Annotated in this window: 14 protein-coding genes; 2 read left to right on the forward strand and 12 right to left on the reverse strand. The window is 56.3% G+C overall.

What is annotated here, in order from left to right; genetic code table 11:
- Positions 1–8: 8 nt before the first annotated feature.
- The 4 genes from G3I74_RS11205 to G3I74_RS11215 all read right to left on the reverse strand — a co-directional run bounded on the left by G3I74_RS11205 (position 9) and on the right by G3I74_RS11215 (position 5,326).
- Positions 9–1,496, reverse strand: coding sequence for a glycosyltransferase family 2 protein (locus G3I74_RS11205; RefSeq protein ID WP_164211698.1), 1,488 nt, complete (start codon positions 1,494–1,496; stop codon positions 9–11).
- 195 nt (positions 1,497–1,691) lie between these two features.
- A complete protein-coding gene (locus tag G3I74_RS16355; RefSeq protein WP_420823079.1) occupies positions 1,692–1,811 on the reverse strand; it encodes a ribbon-helix-helix domain-containing protein in 120 nt (39 codons plus the stop codon).
- Positions 1,812–2,092: 281 nt separating this feature from the next.
- Positions 2,093–3,610 (reverse strand): MBL fold metallo-hydrolase RNA specificity domain-containing protein, encoded by a 1,518-nt coding sequence (locus tag G3I74_RS11210; RefSeq protein WP_164211699.1) that lies wholly within the window; start codon positions 3,608–3,610, stop codon positions 2,093–2,095.
- 375 nt (positions 3,611–3,985) lie between these two features.
- A complete protein-coding gene (locus G3I74_RS11215) occupies positions 3,986–5,326 on the reverse strand; it encodes an MSCRAMM family protein (RefSeq protein ID WP_164211700.1) in 1,341 nt (446 codons plus the stop codon).
- 85 nt (positions 5,327–5,411) lie between these two features.
- Here G3I74_RS11215 and G3I74_RS16360 point away from each other — a divergent pair, with 85 nt between their 5' ends.
- Positions 5,412–5,972 (forward strand): helix-turn-helix domain-containing protein, encoded by a 561-nt coding sequence (locus G3I74_RS16360; RefSeq protein WP_164211701.1) that lies wholly within the window; start codon positions 5,412–5,414, stop codon positions 5,970–5,972.
- Between the two features lie 434 nt (positions 5,973–6,406).
- The gene (locus G3I74_RS11225) at positions 6,407–9,442 is read left to right on the forward strand and encodes a hypothetical protein (RefSeq protein WP_164211702.1); all 3,036 of its coding nucleotides are present in this window, start codon (positions 6,407–6,409) and stop codon (positions 9,440–9,442) included.
- Between the two features lie 51 nt (positions 9,443–9,493).
- Here the strand turns inward: G3I74_RS11225 and G3I74_RS11230 are convergent, their stop codons facing one another.
- From G3I74_RS11230 to G3I74_RS11265, 8 genes are all read right to left on the reverse strand, one after another.
- Positions 9,494–15,703, reverse strand: coding sequence for a carboxypeptidase-like regulatory domain-containing protein (locus G3I74_RS11230; protein ID WP_164211703.1), 6,210 nt, complete (start codon positions 15,701–15,703; stop codon positions 9,494–9,496).
- A 211-nt stretch (positions 15,704–15,914) separates the two neighbouring features.
- The gene (locus G3I74_RS11235) at positions 15,915–16,328 is read right to left on the reverse strand and encodes a transposase (RefSeq protein ID WP_164211704.1); all 414 of its coding nucleotides are present in this window, start codon (positions 16,326–16,328) and stop codon (positions 15,915–15,917) included.
- Between the two features lie 126 nt (positions 16,329–16,454).
- The gene (locus tag G3I74_RS11240; protein WP_164211705.1) at positions 16,455–17,243 is read right to left on the reverse strand and encodes a glycosyltransferase; all 789 of its coding nucleotides are present in this window, start codon (positions 17,241–17,243) and stop codon (positions 16,455–16,457) included.
- 99 nt (positions 17,244–17,342) lie between these two features.
- Positions 17,343–18,122, reverse strand: coding sequence for a polysaccharide pyruvyl transferase family protein (locus tag G3I74_RS11245; protein ID WP_164211706.1), 780 nt, complete (start codon positions 18,120–18,122; stop codon positions 17,343–17,345).
- Between the two features lie 312 nt (positions 18,123–18,434).
- On the reverse strand, positions 18,435–19,454 hold the full coding sequence (galE, locus tag G3I74_RS11250; RefSeq protein ID WP_164211707.1) for a UDP-glucose 4-epimerase GalE: 1,020 nt from the start codon (positions 19,452–19,454) through the stop codon (positions 18,435–18,437).
- Positions 19,451–21,523 carry a glycosyltransferase family 2 protein gene (locus G3I74_RS11255; RefSeq protein ID WP_164211708.1) on the reverse strand — a complete coding sequence of 691 codons (2,073 nt, stop codon included), beginning with the start codon at positions 21,521–21,523 and terminating at the stop codon, positions 19,451–19,453. The genes galE and G3I74_RS11255 overlap by 4 nt, the downstream gene beginning before the upstream one ends.
- Before the next feature lie 16 nt (positions 21,524–21,539).
- Complete coding sequence (locus G3I74_RS11260; protein WP_164211709.1) at positions 21,540–22,436, reverse strand: CgeB family protein; 897 nt, start codon at positions 22,434–22,436, stop codon at positions 21,540–21,542.
- 5 nt (positions 22,437–22,441) lie between these two features.
- A complete protein-coding gene (locus G3I74_RS11265) occupies positions 22,442–23,893 on the reverse strand; it encodes a glycosyltransferase family A protein (RefSeq protein WP_164211710.1) in 1,452 nt (483 codons plus the stop codon).
- Positions 23,894–23,900: the final 7 nt, after the last annotated feature.

Genomic DNA, 23,900 nt, shown 5'->3' on the forward strand with positions numbered 1-23,900 from the left:
ATTACTCCTCAATCACTGCCGGAAGCGCCCCGTTTGGGCAGCATGGCGTCGGCCACCGGAAAGGGACGCTTTTGGGGGGATTGTGGCATGTACAGGTCTGCAATGCCTTTGGCTGATGCATGCCAGTGTGCGTGAGCGCGATGATAGTCATGGCGCAACCCTTTGAGTTTTGTCATTAAATGGGTTTCGGACACGCGGGTTAGCGAATTCGGCTCGGAACGGGCAAAAGCCAGAGGCACCTCGGGCATGGCGGTACTAAGCGCCCGCATTCCCCAGGCTGTGTAAATCCGGGATACATACTCTGCATCACAACTGCAGCGTAATTCGTCCCAATAACCCAGCGTATCGAAAACCGCCCGTCTAATGAGCAGAGAGGACGTATTGCACCGCACCCAACCAATCCAGGCCGAAGGCGAGCCCCAACCCCCAAACATCAACTCAGGCGTGGTGCGAACCCAGTTTGAGAAGCAACCCTTCAGTTCAGGCTGCTGCTGCATCAAGGTCATTTGGCGCTCGATTTTCTGGGGGTGTGACCAGTCATCGGCATCGTGCACGGTGATGAACTCGCCGGTGGCCGCGTTCAGCGCGTGGTTGCGGGCGGCGTATGGCCCACCGGGCTGTTCGGGCTGCAACAGCTTTACCCGCGCATCCTGGGCTGCGACGGCCTCGACAGCGGCTGCCGTCTGATCGTCAGAGCCGTCATCGACCACAATGATCTCCAGGTCCTGATAGGTCTGGGACAGCAGGCTTTGAAGCGCTGTGTCAACCGTCGACTGCGCGTTGTAAGCCGCCATCAGCACGCTGACCAGCGGACCGTGCGCTGGGCGTCCCGCTTCCGTGAGCAAGGCGTCCATCCTCGATGCGCTGCTGTTCTTCAATTTCAGCGGCAGCAAGCCATGCCGCGCATACCAGTCGTTGAGATGAGCCAGCCAGGCCGCTCGACGCTCATTACGATCGTCGGCCGCCGCTCGCAGGTAATTAGCCCTCAGAAGGGCCACGTCTGCATGGTCCGGGTATGCAGCTTCCAGCCACTGCAGCCGCTTATTCGCGACTTGTAATTGGTCAGTGTGCACCAGCGCGTCGGCCTCCAGCAACGCCGGCAAATGGCGAAAAGGTGATTGTTTTTGTAAATCTCGCTCAAAATCCGCATCTTGCAGGGTTGCAATGACGTCGGCCCAGCGCTCGTGCAGCGCATACCAGCGCGCGATCAGCCAGCACAGGTAATCGCGATCCAGCGGCTCGAGCTTGGCCCGGTCACGCAAATAGGCCTGCCTGACTCGATCAAAAACGGACTCATCGAACCAGAGGGCAACATGGTCTTCAGCTGCAAAGCGGCCTTCGTGGCGGCCGTGGGCATGAAAATGAGCCCATGCATTCTCACCGGAACGAGCAACATCGGGGTATTGCGACAGGTACCAGCGCGGAGAAAAAAATCCAGGCGGGCGTGGCAGTTTGAGCTGTGCATGCAGCCAGCTTTTCAGTCGTTTTGACAACATCGTCGTTTAGCTATCCGTGCCCGCTGGCGCGGTCCAGCAAATGAGTCTGCTGAAACCGCGTCATCCGCTCAATCAGCGACTTGCTTTCGGTCGCCGAGCGCCGAGACCGCAGCCCGTCAATATCTTCGATGGCGACAGGCTTACCTCGATGAATCGCGCGTCAGCCGGAGAGGTTCCTAATTGACATGGAGCTTTTCAGTGAGGAGGGTCAATCGACTGGGAGTCCCTGACAACCTCTGTTGCGTTGCCGTATTCGCCTGTTTTCGCAAGGCTTTTGATGAATCCTTCCATTTCCGGCGGCAGGTTGATATGCATCGTCGTCTCAGAGCTCCGAGCAACCATAGGATGTCCACATTATATCGATGAGTGACGGGTTACCGGCAAACCAGATCCCGGATCAAGTCCGGGATGACGGCTTGCGTTAGCTACAGGTTACGGGTTACGGGAAAATCAGATCCCGGATCAGGTCCGGGATGACGGGTTGCGTGTTAAGGAAAATCAGGTCCCGGATCGAGTCCGGGATGATGCTTTGCGTCAGTTACGGGAAACAGGTTTCAGGGTTCAGGTTTCAGGAAAAACCCAGCCGTTGGTCTGGTTCAGGTGGCCAGGGTTACTTCGGTTTTGTGGGCGTTGGCTTGGGCCCAGGTTTCGATTTTGGCGTTCAGTGCTTCCTGCGCGTCGCGTTCGCCGTGGACAAGGCGAATTTCTCTTGGCGGCTGAGGAATGCCCTGGATGAAGCCCATCAGGTCGTTCTGGTCGGCGTGGGCGGAGTAGCCGCCGATGGTGTGGATCCTGGCGCGGATGTCGATCCGTTCGCCGTCGAGTTCGACCCAGCCGCCTCTGGGGCCGAAGCGCTGGATGGCGCGGCCGGGGGTGCCCTGGGCCTGGTAGCCGACAAACAGCACGTCGTGGCGCTCGTCGCCGAGCATGGCTTTCAGGTAGTTGACCACCCGCCCCCCGGCGGCCATCCCGCTGGCGGCGATCACCACCGCGGGGCGGCCGGTGCGGGCCAGGTAGGCGACGGTTTGCAGGTGTTCTTCGTGGCTGTCGACGGTGTAGAGGTTGTCGAAGGCCAGCGGGTGGCGGCCGTGATCCAGGCGCTGGTGGGCTTCGGCGTCCCAGTAGGGCTTGAGTTCGCGGTAGGCCTGGGTAAAGCGGGCGGCCATGGGTGAGTCGACGATGATTTCCAGATCCTGCCAGTGCGGGTCGGTGGCGTGGTGGATGAGGTCTTCGAGCTCGTAGAGCAGTTCCTGGGTGCGGCCGATGCTGAAGGCCGGGACGATGACGGTGCCGTTGTTTTCCAGGGCGTGGTCGATGGCGGCTTTCAATCGGCTCTGGCGGGTGCTGCGGTCTTCATGCACGCGGTCGCCGTAGGTGCTTTCCAGGACCAGGATGTCGGCGCGCTCTGGCGGGTTGGGCGCCGGCAGCAGGGCGCTGTTGGGGGCGCCAAGGTCGCCGGAGAAGACGATGCGGGTGGTAGGGGCGCCTTTGCCGGGTAGATCCCGGATATCCGCCTGCGGCCGATTCCGGGATGACAAGGTGGTTTCGTTGTCCCTGTCATCCCGGCCGGAGCGCAGCGGAGAGCCGGGATCTCCAGCAGTCTGATCCAGTGCGCAGATGTCGACTTCCACGTAGGCCGAGCCGAGGATGTGGCCGGCGCGTTGCAGGCGGATGCGCACGTGGTGGCGGTGGTCTTGGATCACGGTGTGCCAGGTGCGGTAGTCAAGCGCGACGAGGCGGCCTTGCACTTCTTGAAGGAAGCGTGTGATCAGGGCGCGGTCGCGCGTGAAGCCGATTTTCAGGGCGTCTTCAATCACCAGCGGCAGCACCCGGGCCGAGGGTACGGAGCACAGGATGGGGCCGCGGTAGCCGGCAGCCAGCAGGTACGGCAGGCGCCCGATGTGGTCGATATGCACATGGGTGACGATCAGCGCCAGCACGTCGTCGACCGGGAAGCTGACACGGTGTTGTTCGAGTTGGTCTTGCCCGACGGCATCCTCGCCCTGGAACAGCCCGCAGTCCACCAGCAGCGCACGGTCGGGTGCGATTTGCAGGCGGTGGCAGGAGCCGGTGACGCCGGTGGCGCCGCCGTGGTGGGATATTGAAGGGGACATGGGTTACGGGAAATCGGTGGTCGGCGGGCTACTTCGGCCACACTGGCAACGCCACCAGAGGCTTTGGCGAGCTGAGAGACGCCAAGGCCAAGGCGGGATCCTTCCGTCTTTCATGACACGGTCCGTGAGCACGCTACCGCCCTTGGGTGAGCTCCCAAAGGCTAAGTTTCTTGAACGGATTTAATCAACCCAGGCGCAAGCCAGTGTTTGTTTCTGGAGGGGAATCTGCCGGTACCCCTTCTCCGACGCCAAGCGGTCAGTGTAAGGAAATGGATAGGGGTGTCAAGGTGGCTTCGAATGCTCCAGAAAAGCTTAACCACCAGCCCCGGAGCGGATCCGGGGCCGGTGGCGCTGGTCAAGCAGTCAAGGCACGTTTCAGTCGGCCTGGAAGCGGCTCTGGAAGATCACGTCCTCGCGCGCCAGAATGATGTCGACATCGGAGTCCGGCTCGCCGCCGCTGATGGTAAACACGGTGTCGACCGACGGATCGCAGTCGCCATCGCAGAAGCCGGCGCCCACGACCACGTCGTCCAGGTTAGAGACCAGGTCGTTACGGACCACAACGGTGTAGCCGCCATCCGGCAGACCATCAATCTCCCAGTTGCCATCGGTGCCAAGACTCGTCAGACCAACGAGTCGACCTTGAGCATCAAAGATTTCAATCTGGGCGCCTACCAGTCCGCGATCGCTGCCGTCCACAGCACGGCCCGATAACGCACCGCCGTCCAACACGCGCAGAACCAGCTGGCTGCTATCGAACTGGCCATCCAGGCTCACCGCTGTGCCTCGCGTCACATCGCAGGACAAGGGGCAGGCCAGCGAATCGGGCTCGCGGTAGGCCACGTTGACGAAGCTTCCCGTTGTCACGCCACGGGCCTCACCATCGGTTGTGGCAACGTAATAATCACCGGCGCTGAAGGCCGCGCCTGAAATAAACTCACCCAGCCCATCGGTTTGGGTTGAGCCTACCAATTCGCCGTCTGCGTTAAAGAAAGACACGGTGGCGTTGGCCAGCGGGTTTCCGTCCGGGTCGAGCAAGATCCCGGTGATGCGGGAACCACGCTCCAGAACAAACGCTAACGGACCGTTACCCGGCTCTCTTGCCGTGCGGTCAGATCCTGCGGGCTCTGCAGACGCTTGCGGGACCGTGATCGGTGTTCCCTGGGTTACATCACAGCGGCCACCCGGGCACGGCAGGCGCTGGTAAAGCTCATCGATCAACCCAGAGCCATTCAGCACCACCGCGAAATAGGTTCCGTTTGCAATACCGGTCAAGCGCCACGTGCCATCGGTAATCGGGCCGCGCTTGACTTCGCGACCTTGCTCATCATAGAGAACGACCTCGCCGGTGGGCAACGGGTTACTGAACTGGTCCGTGACTGTTCCGTTCAGTTCACTACCCGCTTCCAGCGCGAAATTGATGCCTTCGATCAGGCCGCCGCCAACCTGCAGCGGTGTGCCCAGTCCCGTTGAGCAGGGGAACGGGGTACAGCTGAAGCCATCGAACACCTCATCAACCAGGCCACGGCTATTCCGGGTCCGCGCAAAGTAGCGGCCACCGGCCAGTCCACGCACTCCGAACTGTCCGTCAGCATCGGTTATCGGTGCAGCAACCAAGGCGCCCAAGGCGTTGTAAATCTCCACGGCAAGGCCGGCTTCAGGCTGCTGCTCTGAGGCATCAATGACGCGACCGGCCAGGCCGCCGCCAAAGGTCAACGCGAAATTGATGGGCTCTTCCCGGTTTTGTGTGGGTTGATCGGTTCGGATAGCCTAAGGACTGGCCCTGCTGTGAGTCCAGCCCATGCACGACCGCGAGCTTTACCGCCAGATTCTGGGTATCCAGGCGCCCTGGGCGGTTTCCGAGGTGCAGGTCGAGCTGCCAGCCACCGGTATCACCGTCCATATTCGCCATTCCGGCGCGGATCTGGCTTGTCCGCAGTGCGGGGCGATCTGCTCGGGCTACGACACCCGCGAGCGCAAGTGGCGGCATCTGGATACTTGCCAGTACAAGACCTGGCTGGTCGCGCAGGTGCCGCGCGTCCAGTGTCCGGAGCACGGGATTCATCAGATTCCGGTGCCGTGGGCCGAGAGCAATAGCCGCTTGACGGCGCTGTTTGAGGACTTGGTGATTGACTGGCTCAAGATCGGCACGATTTCGGAAGTGGCTGAGCAACTGGGTCTGAGCTGGTCGGCGGTCAGCGGTGTTCAGGAGCGCGCAGTGGCGCGTGGCCTCGCGCGTCGCGGACAGGCGTTTCCTGACTCGAAAAGAGCGATTCAAGGCTGCGATCTACTTTCATCTGGGCGGGCTCGACCTCTACCCGGAGGCGCTACGGAAATGAGCGCTACCCACACGATTCAGTGAAGAGCCAACAAAACTTTACAGGAGGCCCCATGGCCTCTCAAATCAGACCGGATCAGCCCTGAAACCCGTTGCGAGATTCGGATAGACCCACAAAAACGACGACACGGACTCCCTCCAGTGGCGCCTGTGTCCCGGCATCGCGGACGACCCCGGAGATCGAGATATCCTGCGCCGAGGCCGGACTGAGCGCCGCGGCAATCAAGAGCAAAATATACAGAAAGCTTGCCACGTAGCCCCCAGGCGCGCAGCGAAAGGTCCCAAAAACGCCAAACATGTGCTGTATCCTTAACACATTCCCCTCAGAAATCCTAGCAATGCGCCTAGCCCGAGTCAAACATTATTTCGGATCGGTACTGCCCGGCCCGGGGTTGACCTACAGGGGTGTTGACCTGGAGTTTGCGTACGACCTCACAACATAGAATCTTAGAGCCGCAATGAACAAAATAATCCACAGCGCGATTTCTTTAGCGATTTTTATCCTGATGGCCCCCATAGATCTGGCCCATTCTACGAAGGCTTCAGGCGAGCCAGCCGGTCTTTTAGCGACACAGGCCAGGGCACTTGAGGGTGCTTCATGGACTCGATTCGGCGGCTCACTTACCGGTTGTGATGGGCCCGTTGACGCTCTTACAGCTGGAGACGACGGCATGCTCTATTTGAGCGGGACCTTCAGAAATTGTGGGGGTGTGGAAGTCCCCGGCTTAGCATCTTATGATCCCAAGACAGATCGCTTCCGGACTATCGGTACACCGCAAAGCGTTGTGAATGGAAGGATCAACGCGCTCACTTTCCATCAAGGCGCGTTGCATGTCGCCGGCATTTTTGACGACGTGGGTGATCTGCCTGCCAGCAATATCGCGCGTTGGACAGGTGACCATTGGGAAGTATTGGGCGACGGGAACTTGAACGGTGTTAACGGTCCGGTCAACGCTTTAGAGACCGACGGGGACGCTCTTTATGTCGGAGGTCAATTCACAGAGGCAGGTGGACAGCCTGCAAACGGCATCGCCAAATATTCTGCCTCTGCATGGCGTCCTATCGGTCAAGCGGGAGACAATGGTGTAACGCATCCGATTTCCGCATCCGTAAACGTTATCAAGGCGACACCGGAGGGCTTGTACGTCGCCGGCCAGTTCGAGAAAGCGGGACAGCTCATCACTAACAATATTGCGCTGTGGGATGGGACGGATTGGCAAAGTCTGCCTGGACAAGGCGGCGTAGGGGTCGACGGCGTAGTCAATGCCTTGGTCGTTAAAGGCACTTCTATTTACGTCGGTGGCGGATTTTCTGCCGCGGGTGGCTCACCTGCCAGCAATATTGCTGAATGGACCAGCGCCGGATGGTCCCCTCTTCAAGGGACATCGGCGAATGGCACTTCCAGAAGTGTTTTTTCCCTGGAGTTTTACAATCAAAAGCTATTCGTTGGGGGCCGTTTTAATACTGTTGGCGACATAACGGCCAACTATGTGGCGTCATGGGATGGAAATGATTGGGCGTCCGTTGTGGTTGATGGCCAGAACGGGCTCTCTGGTGGCACTGAATCTTTCGCGGAGTCGGGCTCGGTTCGCGCACTGTTCCACACCAACGATCGCCTTTACTTAGCTGGTAATTTCACGGTTGCAGGGGAAAAGAGAGCGTTCTTCTTGACCTCATGGGACGACAACGAGTGGCAAGCAATCGCTAGCGAGTCGCAACAAGGTCTGGGCAGCTTTGGGCTTGTCGATCTTCGATCGATCGAGCGCCAAACGACCGGGATCTTTGCAGGTGGCCTGTTCGCCTACGCTGGCGGCCAAATTACCAATGGTATTGGTTTCTGGGATGGAACGTTCTGGCAACCATTGGGTCGAGCCTCTGAAAACGGCATTGATGGAAGCGTTGAAACTATCCTGGCCAATGGCGACAACATTTATGTTGGTGGCCGTTTCTCCTCAGCGGGGTCCATCCCGGCAAGCAATATAGCGCTTTGGGACGGAGGACGGTGGAACGCTCTTGGCCCAGTCAGCGCAAACGGCCTTGATGGTGATGTCTTCGCCATGGCAATTTACAATTCAGAGCTCTACGTAGGAGGCCGTTTTTCTCTGGCGGGTGATGTGGACGCGAGCGGAATCGCTCGATGGGATGGTGCTCGATGGGAACCCGTAGGTCCAACCGGCGAAAACGGCGTGGATGGAGCCGTTTTCGCTCTGGACATCTATCAAGGTGATTTATATGTTGGAGGCAGCTTCAGCCGCGCCGGAGACATAACTGCAAACAACCTGGCGCGATGGAATGGAACAGATTGGAAATCCGTCGGCGACGGTCAAGAAAATGGAGTTTCCGAGCTATCCAGCACTTTTTCGTCACCTGCAGTCACAGCATTCGCCCACTCCCCCGACGGACTGATAGTTGGAGGACGCTTTGAAAAAGCAGGCTCGGTAGCCGCTCGAAACATCGCAAGCTGGGATGGACAGCAATGGAAGCCGCTCGGAGGCGGGGTCGATGGACCCGATTTTGTTCCCTTCGGACCACAACAGGGCGTATTGTCGCTCGCGTCCAAAGGGGATTTTATTTTCGCTGGCGGCAACCTTGATCAAGCAGGCGACCAGGCCATAAATAACGTCGCGTTATGGAACGGTTTCGAGTGGGTCCCTCTAGCGACCGAGTCCGAGGATGGTGTTCGGATGGCGTCCGGTGCCGCCTCAAATGTATCCGCGCTGAGTGTGACACCTGATGGGGTTTGGATAGGAGGCTCTTTCGACCTCGCAGGTGGCAAAGCATCGGAAGGCATCGCACACTTTACCCATAACCTTACCCCGGCTGAACCTCTGACCATTCAGGCATTGCAAACCACGCTGCTTGTTGATCAAGCAACGGAGCTCAAGCTGACAGGCATTTCTGGAGAAAACCCCATCGCCCTCGAAGTCAGCGAAGGAGAGCAGCACTGCTCATTGCAGAATCTGACCTTGACTGCACAATCAGAAGGCCGATGCATCGTTACCGCCCGGGAAACTGACGCTGATGGTAACGTAATTGCCACCGCCAGCGCCGTATTCCGCATCGTTACCGAACCTGGCGTTAATCTTGTTGTTGATATTGATGTGCAGCAAACTGATGCGCGTGTGTCATGTCAATCCTTGACCGTCGAGGTATTCGTGACGAACCAGGGGCCCGTTGATGCCCCCCAGGTACGTGCCACGACGTCCCTGATACAGGGGCTACTGGATGAGACTCAATGGTCTTGTGAGATCAACAATACTCCTTGCCAGCCGCCAACCGGGACCGGGGTAGTCGACACTGTTTTCCCGATTCCGATAGGAAGTACCGCGCTCATCAAATTAACCGGGTGTGCCCAGCCCGACGCTGCGTTTGCTGAAGTCAGCGCTGCTGCAAGTCCTACCGACGACACACCACTGCTGTTCGCCGACGAGGCGCAAGTGGTACGTTATCTGCCGGTCAACAACGACGGGCTGTTCCGGAGTCGATTTCAATAGCACGATGGGACCGGAGCCGGTGGTGTGCCGGCCCGGCCATCAAGACAGGATTTAGTCGGCCTGGAAACGGCTCTGGAAGATCACTTCATCGCGCGCCAGAATGATGTCGACATCGGATTCCGGCTCGCCGCCGCTGATGGTGAACACGGTGCCGACCGACGGGTCGCAGTCGCCGTCGCAGAACCCGCTCCCCACAACGTAGTCGCCGAAGGCTTCGACCAGGTCATTGCGCAATACCACGGTATAGATGCCGTCGGGTAGTCCATCGATGCGCCAGTCGCCACTGGTACCGACTGTCGCCAGACCGGCAAGACGACCCTGTTGGTCGAAGATCTCGACCTGGGCACCCACCAGACCTGCGTCTTGCCCGTCCACGGCTCGACCTTGGAGGGCGCCACCTTCCAGCACGCGCAGGACTATATCGTCACGATCGAACTGGCCGTCCAGCTCAACCGCCACTCCTTCCGTGACGTCACATTCCAGCGGGCATGGCAGGTCCTGGTAGGCGACGTTGACATAGCCGCCGGTCGTAACCCCACGGGTTTCACCATCGCTGGTGGCGAGGTAGTAGTTTCCTTCGCTGAAGGCCGCCTCAGAGACGAACTCGCCAATGCCATCGGTCTGGGAAGAGCCAACGACCTCGCCAGTATTGTTGAAGAAGTAGACGGTGGCGTTGACCAGCGGGGTGTTATCCGGCCCCTGGAGGACGCCGCGAATACGTGAGCCGCGCTGCAGCTCGAAGACCAGCGGACCACTGCCGGCCGTTCTGCCGCTGCTGTCAGTTTCAGCAGCATCCAACTGGGGCACCGGGATTGCAGTGCCTTGAGTAATATCGCAACGCCCCCCCGGGCAAGGTAACCGATCGTAAAGTTCGTCGATCAGGCCCGAGCCGTTGAGCACCACCGCATAGTAGCTGCCGTCGGCAATGCCGGTCAGGCGCCATTCACCGTCGGTGATGATGCCGCGTTTGACCTCGCGACCGGTCTCGTCGTACAGCACGACCTCGCCGGTCGGCAGCGGATTCCCGAACTGGTCGGTAACCGTACCGGACAGCGAGTTGCCAGCGGCCAGGGTGAAGTCCACGCCCTCGATCAGACCGCCATCAAGCTCCAGCGGCGTGCCGAGTCCGGTCACGCACGGGAGCGGCGTGCAGCCTAAACCGTCGAAAACCTGATCAATCAGCCCCCGGCTGTTACGGGTACGAGCAAAGTAGCGTCCGCCCGACAGGCCACGAAGGACGAAGTCACCGTTCTCGTCCGTATCCCGCATGCCGACGATGTGGCCCAGTGCGTTATAGATTTCCACGCTGAGCGAGCTGACCGGCACCGCATCGGACGTCGTGACGCTGCCGGCCAAACCACCGCCGAAGGTCAGGCTGAAATCGATCCCGTCTATGCGCTGTCCGGCCGAGACCGTAACCGCGTCTGAGCCGGTCACGTCGCAGACCGGGATGCAGTCACGCCCGTTGTAGGTCTGGTCGGTGTAGTTGCCGTCGGCACGGGTGCGCAGGAATACCTCACCTGGGGCCAGGCCGCGGATTTCGTAGCTGCCGTCGGCGCGGGTCCTGCCCTGCCGCGCCAGGCGGCCATCGGCCAGGACGGCCTGAACGGCCACGTCGGCGATCGGCGCGTTGTCGGCATCGAGCACGGTACCGGCGATGCTGGCGGCAGACTCCAGGGCGAAGTTGATGGTTTCGCTTTCGCCAATCGTCAGCGAGACAACGGTGCCGTCCCCGATGTCACACTCGGCGACGCATTCGACGCCGGCGTGGACCTGGTTGACCAGGCCCAGCGAGTTGCGGGTGGCGATTCGATAGCTGCCTTCGCCCAGGCCATCGACCTGCCACGTGCCGTTGCTGCCGGTCCTATGCGATTTCAGAAGGTCACCGGCGGCGCTATAGATCTCGACATTGACGCCGGCCACCGGGGTGGCATCGGCCTGGCGGGTGACGGTACCGGTCAGGGCGGCACCGGTATCCAGGGCCAGATTGATGTCGGCGCGGGCCTCGCCGCGGCTCAGTTCAATGGCAGTGGTCTGAGTGACGTCGCACCCGGTGCACTCCCGACCGTCCCAGGCCACGTTGACCAGACCCAGATCGTTGTCCGTGCGGACGTAAAACTGCCCGGCCGGCAGACTGTCCACCCGCCAGGCGCCATCCTGGTCAGACAGTGACGAACCAACCAGGCCACCCAGGGCGTTATAAACCTCGACCATAATTGCACCCAGCGGGACGGCGTCTCTGCCGGTGGTGGTACCGCTGATGGACCCGGCGCCGGTCAGCACAAAGTCGATGCCCTCAACACTGTCGCCGCTGGTCACCGTGACCGGAGTGCCGCTCACGGGGCTGCACGACGGCTCGCACAGGATGGGCGTGTCGCCGTTCCAGAGCTGATCTTCAAGACCGGCGGTGTTGCGGGTTCTCAGGTAGTAATCCCCCGGTAGCAGGCCACCAACGGTGAAACTGCCGTCTTCCTGCGATACAAAGGTGCCCGGTACTGAGCCACCGCTGTCATCAAACACGTCGATTCGGCCAGATACCGGCGCCCCGCCATCGGCTTGTCTGACCGAGCCGCTGATTGAAAGACCACGGAATAGTTCGATATCAATCGGCGGCGGCAGGGTCTCGGCCTGCAGGTCGACCTCGATCGGTGTGCCTGTGGTCACATCGCAGTCCGCAACACAGGGAACGTCATCGTAGACAACATCCACGAATTCCGCTGACACCCCACTCCCGCCGCCCCCTTCAGGGTCGACCAAGCGGGTGGATACGTAGTAAGTGCCGTTCGGAAGACCATATTGCGTCTGAAAAATCCCATTTTGACTCCCGAAGGCGAAAACCTGACCTGCCAGCACCCCCTGATCGTTGTAGATGTGCAGGCGGCCGAAATCGACGGGCGCACCACCGTTATCGCCATCAAGAAGTGTGCCCATCAAAGGCACCCCATCGCTCAAGGTGACGTCTAGCTGCGGCTCATCGGCCGGCGTCAAGACCTCATTTTGAGAAACCTGCACCGAACCCGTCGTCTCCATGCCGCAGCTGCCATTGGGGCACGACACATCATCAAGCGCAGTTGCGACCAGTGCCCGATTTGAGCTGCTTGCCTGGAACAGCAAATGCCAAGTACCCGGCGGCACCTGCACGGCAAAAAAACCTTCCGGGTCTTGCGCATACCATGGCATAACCCTGATCTGCAGGGAGTCGACCGGTTGGCCGTCTTCATCAAAAACCCTGCCGGTCACGAATTCGTTGGAGCCGACTGGCGCTCCTTCCGGCAGTGATACGGTTCCGGTCACGAGCGCGCCCGGATCCATCGGCAAATCACCCAGATCCACGGGTTCATCGCCGACCGAAACGCGCTGTCCGGGAAAGTCTGGGCAACGCCTGGCCGAACACCAGCCTTCTGCTGATCTGAAGCTACTGAATAAGCGCGTAATATAGCCGTCTTTCTCAATCACCACGCCCCAGTCGCCGATCGGGAGAACAACGTTGAACCGCCCGTCGGGGTCGGTCTCAATCGTCCTCAGCGGAACACGCACGTCATTCAAGATCATATCGATCCGAGCACCGGCCAGAGGCTGCCCGGTACTGCGTTCCAACACCCGACCGGTCACGGTCTGGGTCGGCGCAATGTCCAGAGCAAAATCGATCTGCTTATCATCGCCCGGCGCAAGGGTCAGCACGTCGCCGGCCTGCTGGTAAAAGCAACGTGTTCCCCGCGCCCCAACGCAGTTGCGATCTTCAAACAGCTGATCAATCAATACTGGGTCAGTTTCTCGAGATTCCGCACCCATTCGGTATTCGCCGGGAGGCAACGCGGCAAATTCAAATGATCCTTGTTCAACAACGCGACCCGCGGCACGGTCTGGACTCTCTGCTGGAGTGAGAAGCCATACCCTCGAGTTGATCGGCTCCCGGTCACTTTCACGCGCGACGCTGCCAGTTACCCGAGCCCCGAGATTAAGCACTGGATTGACTTCAATATCACCATTGGTGATTGAAAAGCTTTGCGCAGCGGATCGGTCGCAACCGAATAATGTGCACGGAACATCAGGAAAAAGCGCTGGCAGGTACCGCTTGCTGGATCCTTCCGGCCAAGGTTGGAACTGGAAGTAGAACTCTCCCTGCGGGACGCGAAACTCATAGTTGCCGTCTTCTTCAGCCGACACCCATCCCAGATAAAGCGATTGGTTGGGATCATCAACAGGTCGCGCGTTCACCCACATTTCACGCAGCCCGTCGCCGGCGGCATTGGTTACGCGACCACGCATCAGGTTAACGGACTCGGCCGGTATCGAGAGCTCTCGGTCGGAATCAATCATCTCCACCACGGCGCCCTGCTCGCCGATATTGCAAGACGGCAGGCAGGTCGTGCCAGAAGCGCCATCATAAAGTGTGATTGCGTAACGAGACCATTCATTGATTGGATTGATCTGAACTTTATATTGACCCGGCAAGACAGCTGGCAAATCGTTACGGGTGGTATTGGCATCGCGACACCGGCTATTCAAGAACTGACCGTCTACCGAGAATAGATCTATGCACAGAGCGTCAATCGATACAGCAGGATCGTCGCGATCAAAGGCATCTATCGAGATATTGAGACCTCGAGTCAGCTGGAGGCTGATTTCCTTCGTCTCACCTTGGTCAAGGAAAATTGGATCACCATCTTCTGGCCGACAGCGCTGCACGCAATCTGTTGATTCATATAGCCTTTGCACGTAGTCCGAATCCGGATCAATCCGCATCCGATATTCGCCCTCAACCATCCCGGCAAAACGATAAAAGCCATTCTCGTCCACCCGGCGGGCCGCGACCCAATTACCCACCGGATCGTACAAGCTCACCCATGTTGACTGGACGACACCGCCATCATCCCCGGTCAGAAAACCCTCAATCGTCGAGCCTTGCACCATAGTCACTGGTTCAAGCTGGGTTGTTTCTCCTGCACTGATTTCGATTGTCTGGCCAAGAGAAGCGCGATCACAGTTAAAGTCAGGGCAGGACACCCCTTCGTACAGCTGATTCACAAAACCGTCCGCGCGGAAGCCCAATTTGTAAGTGCCGGGCGGGATTCCATCGATGCTGAATTCGCCACCTTCTATACGGTATCCCCGCGACCCCCACTCGCCATTGCTGCCTAAAAGCTCCATCGAGCCATCAAGATTGCCGCCCTCGGCATCCTGCAGCAAGCCGGACAGCGTTCCCCCCGGCTCCACGGCGATATCCAGCTCAAGAGGCTCCCCGTCGGCAATAGCCTGTGCAGTCACTTCAATGGGGGTGCCCTGATCCGATACCGAGCACTGAAAAACGCAGGGAATATCGGGGTAAAGAACGGGCGGGAAGGAATCAAACGCTCCGACGGGGGTCATGATCAGCTTGTAGTCACCGGGCAAGACCGCAGGCAGTCGAAACGTCCCGTTTTCACTATGGCGGCAGCGCCAGTTCACAAACTCGCCCGTGTCGGTGAACAGATCGAAGCAGGCCTCCTGGATGGGCGTAGCCGGCGTACCCTGCTCCGCCACATTGACGGTGAAACTGAGGCCTCGGGTCAACGTGATGTCAAGTTGCTTGGTCTCATCCGACTCCAGGTCAATGGGGTCACCGTCTTCGACGCGACAGGAGCCTACGCAGTCCAGCCCGCCATAGACCCTTTGGAGGTAGTCGGCATCCGGATCAATCCACATTCGGTATTCCCCGGCAGGCAACCCGGAAAAACTGAAAAAGCCGTTCTCGTCTACCCGTGTACTGGCGATCCTGGAGGCAGCACTGTCATAGAGGTTGACCCAGGTTGCCTGGACGACCGCCCCGTCGTCTCCTTTCAAGGTACCCTCGATGACCCCACCTGAATCCGTGGTCAGCGGGTCACTGCGCGACGTGCTTACATCACCAGCTTGAGGCGAACGATCAAAACGTGCTTCATAGTCAACACTTTGGAGATCGTCATCTAACGGCTCGTCATAATATCGAGAAACAAAATCGAGCCTGCGCGGATCTGACTCAAGATCGCTAGACCGCTCCAAACGCGAGCCAGCGTCGTCTGGATAATCTGCTTGCACAGGCTCACCCGATCTGTCCCAAACCAATATCGGATTCTCAGCCGATGAGACACCGGACCAACTCAGGCATAGCAGCAACGCGCAACCCAGCAAGAAGATTGATTTGACGCGCAAAACCGCGCAATCGTCAGAAAAGCCAACCATTTGAAACCACCACATGAAGCACCCGGTCGGCACCGTAACAAACTTTGTCCAGGCAGTCAAAGGGAGCTTCCAATGGGGGCTCTTTGCCCACCGGACGTGCTGCTAGGGCCTTTTGCGGAAGAACTTCACAGCGTTCTCAGTCGATTTTTCACCAGTTTCATGCAGCGCGCTGTGTTTCGGGGATGCGCATATACCGTACTCCGGTTCAGGCCAAGCGCTTGACAGGCCAGCGCCATTGGCAGACGGCCAGGCCGCTGCTGCAAGACGGCATTCATTCGGCTTTGCCAGTGTGTGGCCGATCCAGCATCGATAAGGCCTTTTTTTGGAGATCGACGCAGTCCTGGGTGATTTCGAGCCGTTGCTTGAGTCGCGAGATATCCTTTTCGAGCTGCTGAATCCGCCGCTGATCCGGTGTCAATGCAGATCGCGGGCCGGGCTGGGTCTTCGACAAAGCGGCCTCGCCACCGTCAGCAAGCTCCTTGCGCCATTGCTGGAGTTGGCCGCGGTAAAGCCCCTCCGAACGGAGTAACTCGCCGAGCTCGCCATACTGACAGGCATCGGCCTTGGCGATGATCCGCAGCTTGAATTCGGTTGAAAACCGGCGGCGACTCCGCTTTTCAAGCTCCGGCTTCGGGACAACCTGTGTCTCCGGCTGTTGCAGGACTGGCTTAGGCATTGCGCTCATTCCTCGCTCCTGAGGCCCTGAGATTTACACTAACTCAGACGAGCAGTGTATGGGACGAGGTTGACACACAGGGTCTCCAAGTCAGCTAAACATGCGGCTTTACCACGTCGCTTTATGCTAAACGAGCTAGCCGACTGAGTACTTACTCGCGGAGGGCGAATTTAAGAGAATCTCTGGGTGCGGACCGTATTTGTTAAAATCGAATGGAATCACATCTAACTTAGCTTTAGTAACTGACCGTAATAATCGATTCTGAATTTCATCTATAGAAAACTCAGACTTAAAAATCGTCCTTCCAACCCAATCAATATATGGTTCTTTTGTACCTGATGCCAAATACCTTGACATATAAATGCGATAACTCAATTTCTCTGGCTTTTTGAGGTTATTTGCATGCACCCAAAACGCGCCGCCATAATTACGGCAGATTCTATTCTGCTTTATAACAACCGGATAGTCACCAAAATTATCAGTTCGTCTAAACTCGACAAGACCCCGCCGAAACAGATACAGCTCAGGACCGAACTCTGGCCTTTTCCGAGGCTGATGATTAATATCTCCAGATAAATTGGGGCCACTTAGAAGATAAGAATCAAATCGGTTGCCAATATCGGAAAACAACCGGCCGATGTGATCATACGCGATAAAATCCGCATCCCATCTAATGACCCACGGGTTACTCGCTTTCTCCTGTGCGAAATTCTTAAGGTCACCTAAGCTGCTTATCCCGTGCTGTTCATAGCAGTAGACCCTCACCTTTTCATTCTTTATACTTCTGACTCGATCAAGGGTATCATCGGTAGAGTTATCGTCAACGAAGACCACTTCCGAAACATATGGCAAGATTGATTGAATAGACTCATAAACCCACTCTTCTTCGTCAAAAGCCACTACCATCGCAGTTACCGGATACATTGACTCTCTCCCCAAACCAGAAAAGTCTTCAATCAGCTAATACTTAGATTGTCGATCGCGACATATGCTGGTTGCAGTCGTTTAAATCAGATACATTTTTTAACTATTGATCCACGGACATACATCTAAGAGGTCGTTCGAATTAAAATTCACGGCGGTATATCGGTCCAGTAAGCGGCTTATTTGTGTTTCAATACCGCTATCATCAGATATAAGATAATCCAAAGAACGACCAACAGACGAGAGATAATCCATAAACTTAAAGCCGTTGCCTTGAACCTTCGTATTAAGATTTATCGCCACATTCGGTATCTGGAAAGAATCAGCGAAAACAATACCGTGTAATGAACTTGAAACAATCACTTCGCATTCCAGCATAGATGCGAGAAATTCCTCAACATTATCCGTTGAAACATCAAGCACTTTGCACGACCCCATGTCACGCAAACGCTGCCAAACTGGATTACTATGATCAACTTGGTGCGGAATAAGCCCATATTCGACCCTGGCAGATGGACGAGACCGATAAAACTGACTCACCAACAAACCGGGATCGCCATAATTTTCCGGACATGAAGGAAAGCCGCCTTTCAAAAGCTTTTCGCGCGTCAAAGGGCCGCGCACCGCCAAAACATTCTTTATACTACTTGGAACCCTTGATCTCGCACTAATAAATCCAGCGCCCCAGACTGTAGATTGAGCATTTGCATACTCGAGAATTGAACCGGTCGCAACAATGTTGTCTAGTTGTTCGTGATGCGTGGACCTTGGAGCCCTCAGATCGTAAAATCTTGGACTGTTACCAGTCATTTTCCTATAGAGGTAAGGAGTGACATTGTCACCGACGTTCTTCCCCTTCCACCAAAAAAGATTACTCATAGTAAGCCTCAACAGAAACTAAACTTCAAAATACAAAAACCAAAAAGACAATTTAATTCTTTCGCTTAATGACACGACCACAACTGTAAACACCTTTGAAATAGGCACGAACCTTCGCCAAGTCGAAGCGACAGCGCGTCAAAATGCGTAATTCTTAACAAAATTGACTTTGACCCAAACCGCCTTGGTTCTAACTGACGCTATCGTGACATGACGGGGTAGAAAAATCCCGTTGCATATCTCAAATACGACCGGCATAACGAGCAGCAAGTTCTGGATCCCAATTACCACATAACCTAAGCCCATCCTATGTCACAGATCCGAAGCGGGGCCAGACTCTTTGAGATCTTCCCACTGGAGAACAGACAAACACATATCGGAAAGCGACCTCCTGGGCCGCCACCGAGTATCCGCTTTGAGTCGCTCACCAGAAGCATAGACTTCCGCCGGATCACCAATACGCCGCTGTTCAAAGCGCAATGGAACTCTACTCCCCATTGCGGCTTCGAACCTAGTTACGATATCGATCACGCTATAGCCATGCCCCGTCCCGACATTATAGACGAGGAGTTTCGACGTTTTCTTGGAAGCCTCCAGTGCCTCTACGTGCGCTTCAGCTAGATCCATTATATGGATATAGTCTCGAACACCGGTCCCATCGCGCGTCGGAAAGTCCTTCCCGAACACCGATAAAGCTTCTTGCTCTTTCTTGAGCACACGAACAATTTGAGCAACCAAGTTATGACTCTGTTCTTTAACAACTTCACCAAGAAATCCAGCCGGATGGGCTCCTACCGGGTTAAAATACCTGAGGATAACCCCACGCATATTGCTTCGGGTGGCAATAAAGGACGCAATGAGCTGCTCGGCCGCTAATTTTGTCTGCCCGTAGGGGTTTATGGGTTTAGTCTCTGTGAGCTCAGTAACTGGAAGTTCCGTTGGAATGCCATAGACAGCGGCCGTCGAACTGAATACAAATCGAGAAGCATGATACTTATCCATGCATTTGAGTAAACAAAGTGTTCCTTGGACATTGTTCTCCCAGTATGCCAAGGGATCCCTGATGCTCTCAGGAACAGATTTATAGGCTGCAAAATGAATGACGCCATCAGGTCTGAAAGCTTCAAATACTCTTTCCAGCCCCTCTAAATTTAGAATGTCGTGCCTCCAAAATTTCGGCTTGACGCCTGTGGTCCTTCCTATAGCATCCAGAACGTCCTCTGAAGAGTTGGAGAGATCATCAACAATCGCAAGCTCGTGGCCCTGGTTTATAAGTACTGTCGCAGTATGCGATCCGATGTAACCCAGCCCACCAGTGACTAAAACTTTCAATTAATTATCCCACCAGAGCCAACATTCTTGAAGCAATACTTCCGACATCCCGGATTCTCGGTGGATGCCGGCGCCACTTGAATCAGCTCGATTCCCTGACGATTCAGGGCGTTATTGGCAGCAATAAAATGGTTCTCCTTCTGCAATTCAACCCGCTTGACCGACGTGTTATGCCCGTGCAAGCGACGGATATACGACCTAGTATTTATATGTTTAATCGGCGCAACTTCACTGAGTTTAAGATAAATATCGTAATCCACAGCGTTCTCCATTTCTTCAGAAAAGCCTTGCGTCATATGCCACGCTCTTGCGCTAAACATTCGAAAATGATGAACGATCATAGCAGTTGCCAGCTTTTCTCGGGAGAAAGCGGGCCAGTTATATCCTGGCGTCATCTCTCTAGTTGATGCGTCCTGATTCCAATTGCTCGTGTAGACCAGCCCCAGATTCGGATCATTTTCGAACTCGTGCAGGCATAATGCCACGGCGTCCGGGAGCAACAAATCATCCGAATCCAACTGACCGATGTAGTGGCCGCGACAGTTTCGGACGGCGGTATTTGACGCGGAACCAATGCCGCCATTTTTCTGGCTGACTATTCGGACACGTGGATTTTTTTCATACTGGTTTTGTAGAACCGTCAATGTTTCATCAGTTGAGCCGTCATCGCAGACCACAACTTCCAGATCGGTTACAGTTTGTGCCAGAGCACTGTTGACGCAGTCAACGATAAAGGCTTGCGCATTGAAGGCGGGGATGTATATGGACACCAACGGCCGACGCCGGATACGAGCATTCTCTATATTTGGGCTCCGTTTCCGATAGAAAATGGGGACTCTATCTTTCACCATCGGGATTGTGATGACCTTTCCTTGCTTACGGTCGATTTCATTTTCGCCGCCCGGCGGTTCCTGGTGATACGCAAGGCCCTCGGGCAGAGAGCGGAAAAAGCAGCCCTGCCGAAACAGACGATAGCCATACTCATTATCCTCACCGCCCCAGGCAGAGAAGTCTTCGTCGAACCCCCCAACCAATTCAACCCATTGACGCGAAAAAGCAACGTTCCCTCCGCTGAAATAACGAAAAGGATGAGTGCACAATCGTAGTTGCTCAGTGTGCTTGAAAGCTTCTAACCGCCAATCTACCGAAACCTCTCCATCCCGTTTTCCGGAGAGTTCATTTTTACTGAGTACTAACGGAACGGTTTCAAGGTAATCGGGATCATTAAGAAAGTCGCTGACGTCCAAATCTCCAGTATCGATGTACTTCCTGGGGCCGATGAGCGCCCAGCGCCAACTCAATGACAATGCCTCGCAGTAGCTTTGTACCCAGCCTCTCGAAGGCGCCATATCGCAGTCTAGGATTGCAATCCAGTCGTGGCGGGCCGCACGAATGCCCAGGTTACGAGCGGCACAAAGCCTGTAGCCAGAATCGGGCTGACGCAGATATTTGACATCCAGCTTACTCTCGTAGCCTCTGACAACTCCTTCGATATCCACACTGCTGCCATCATCAACCACTAGTACTTCGAAAACAAATTGGGTCTGCTGATGACAAAGACAGGCCAGCGTGATTGCAAGATGATGTGGCCGGTTGAAGGTCGGGATAATGACGCTCAGCCCTGTATCAGAGCGACGGATCTGTGAGTCCTTAAAGTGCCGTAGCATCCAGCAATAATCATTAGTTGATTCCGGCAGTGCGGGCAGCTCCAGACCATCGGGCCAGTCGGAGGGTACTGTCTGGGGGTACTCCGAAACCTCTATGGGCTGGGAGGTGTTTTCCCACTGCTTTCGCAACTCCTGAATAAGCCGTCGTCGCTCGTCGTCGGAGAGCGCAGCCTTATTTGCATTGGACAAGAGTATTCGGGTAACGGGATCCATGACATCTACCGCAATCCCGGAAGAGTCAATACCCGACTCCGATTGACCCAACCGCGCTCGACATTGGGCGATACTGTAATCCACCCATTCCACACCGGTTACAGCTTTGAATTCCTCATAAAGCTTGAGGGCGGCCCGATATTGGCCGGTTTCGAATAAGCGATGCGCTTCTGTCAGTGAGAGGGTCATAGACTGCCGGAGAGTATTAGAGGGCCGCCTCCAACTCCACAACCCTGTGTAAGAAACTGTGTTTGGCGCGTACGAAAGCGGCGCTTTGCCGCGCACCAGCCAGCAGGGCCGGGTAGTCCAGCAGCATCTCGATCAAAGCTTGCCCGAACACGCCATCTTCTGCCTGAATAATACTACAACCTGTATCGATCAGGCCAGAGAGCCCTGGGTGGTGATCGGTCAGAACGGGCAATCCGCAGGCTAATGCATCAAAAATACGGTTGTTAACATAGCCATATTCACGCATATCAGGCCAATGGTCGTTAAGTGTGATACGGGCACTGCGGTATACATCGCCCAGTTTGGGATTGGGTAGAGTTTCCAGCGTCAAGTGACGTTCCAGACCAGACGTATCCCAGCCAAAACCAATCAGTTCCAGACCAGGTAGACGCTCTGCCACTTCCGCAACTATCGGCCTTTTCTGGCCACGACTATTGCCGATGAAAATAATGCCGCGTCGAGAGTCCGGCTGATTTTTCGGCGGTGGAAAGAATACTTCGGTATCCGTGCATTGCCATAGCGTCAAGATTTTACCGGGATGCCGCTCACTCAGTTTCTCGGCATGCAGTGCCGATGCAACGCAGACCAGATCGTAGTCCTCGACTTCTTCGTCACTGATGTCCTCGGGATGACTGATCACCCACAGGATATGTAGGGCTTGACGGTTGCTACTGGTTTTCTGATAGCGGTAGAGCCCCCGCAAAACGAGGACAATATCGCTGTAAGCACTGTCTTGCCAGTTAGTGTGGTACTGGACCTGGGCTTCGTGGCCACGGGCATGCAGGGCTTTGCACAGTGAACGACAAAACCAGTAGTCACCCCACTTGAAGCGGTAGTCATTGGCCGGTGCAGGATTCTTGATCAACCAGCGCATTTTAGCTATCCGTGTTTGGTGATCATTTGGCGATCAAGTGCGGCGAGCTCCATGGTGAAACGCTTAATAATTTCGCAGTGGGCCGGCAAGCACTGGCCCCGCTTCAAAATACGAGCCCTGAGCTGAAGTTGTTCTTCGAAGCCGTTATGCCGCGCATATGGATGCACGATGAGGGCTGGGCTTGCGCAAGGCGTGGTCGGATGCAATAGGGCCTTCAAAGTGTTTCGCACGATCTCCTCTAACCGCCCGAGCCCGGTTGAGGGTGGATTGGCAGCCAACCAATTCGGATCAGGCGCTAACAAGGTCGGGGTCCGGTACCAGTCATAATGCAGCAAAGCAAGTGCATAGGGCATTGGCGAATCACCCATCACCAGCAGTGTATCCGGCGGATCATTAACCGTTTGTTCAGTTATTTGTTTCCAAGCAGTGCGCAGAGAGCCGGTCAACGCAATAAATGGCTCACCAGCATCTGGCGGCGAGGACGATTCCTGCAGCTTTGGACTATGCGTCTCGTCCCAGACCCAAGCTTGATAGATCAAGGCCTTTTTGAGGAGGAATTTCCAAGCGGCCAGATCAAGACCGGCGCCACATGCAAGTAGGGTGACGTCTTCATTGCAAGGCTTGATGTCGGCTTCTATAGGCGGATCCTGCGTTTCGGAGGCGACTTGCGCCAGCCCTTCAATCGTAATGGCATCGCGCTCGGGACTCTCCGGGCCGCAATTGCCCTCGACCAGGATTGCAGCATTGGGCCAATCATGTTTCATGTACCACTGTGCCAGCATCCGCGGCTGCGTCCACGGTCGAAACCCACCCAGGCAGGCTGATACCGCTGTTCTGACGCAGGTCTCCGACAATGAAGGTAGCTGTACCAACGACCATGACTGACTTTGCCCGACGTTGGGATCAGGGCATTCCCGGGTGGTAGTCATCCAGGCGCTGGGGTGGTGCTGAAATGTCTCCAGTCTTCTGACCAGGGCATCCGGTGCCATCGGGTGGGCCGGATCTATCCAGCAAAGAAACTCTCCGCGGGCAGATCGCACACCGGCATTGAGGAAGTCAGCCGGATGCCGGCCCAGACAAGGCACTGATCTCACCCTGTCATCGTCAGTCGGCCAGGCGGTTGAATGTTCATCACTGACTGCGGCATTCGTTACAACAAGCAGCTCCCAAAGTGGCCAGATCTGGTTTTGCATCTGGTCGATGGCTTCAGCAAGCTGCTGGCCTTGGGATAGATCCGTCAGCACCAGGATGACGGAAAACACGGCGCCCTCTTCCCAGGCCAGTTGATTGTTTTGGTGACCCTGTGCTTGGCCAAGCGCTCGAAGGAGAAAGTGCCTTTGCTGCTTGTAGTCACGTAACTCGGCCTCGCAGACGTTGAGCTCCCCGAGCAAACGGTTGCGCATGGCGCGCCGGCTTTGCTCAAGCCGTGCTACTGCCTTTTCGTCTGCTGAACTCATTGCTCTA

Source organism: Wenzhouxiangella limi, from assembly GCF_010499265.1.
Taxonomy (GTDB): Bacteria; Pseudomonadota; Gammaproteobacteria; order Xanthomonadales; family Wenzhouxiangellaceae; genus Wenzhouxiangella; species Wenzhouxiangella limi.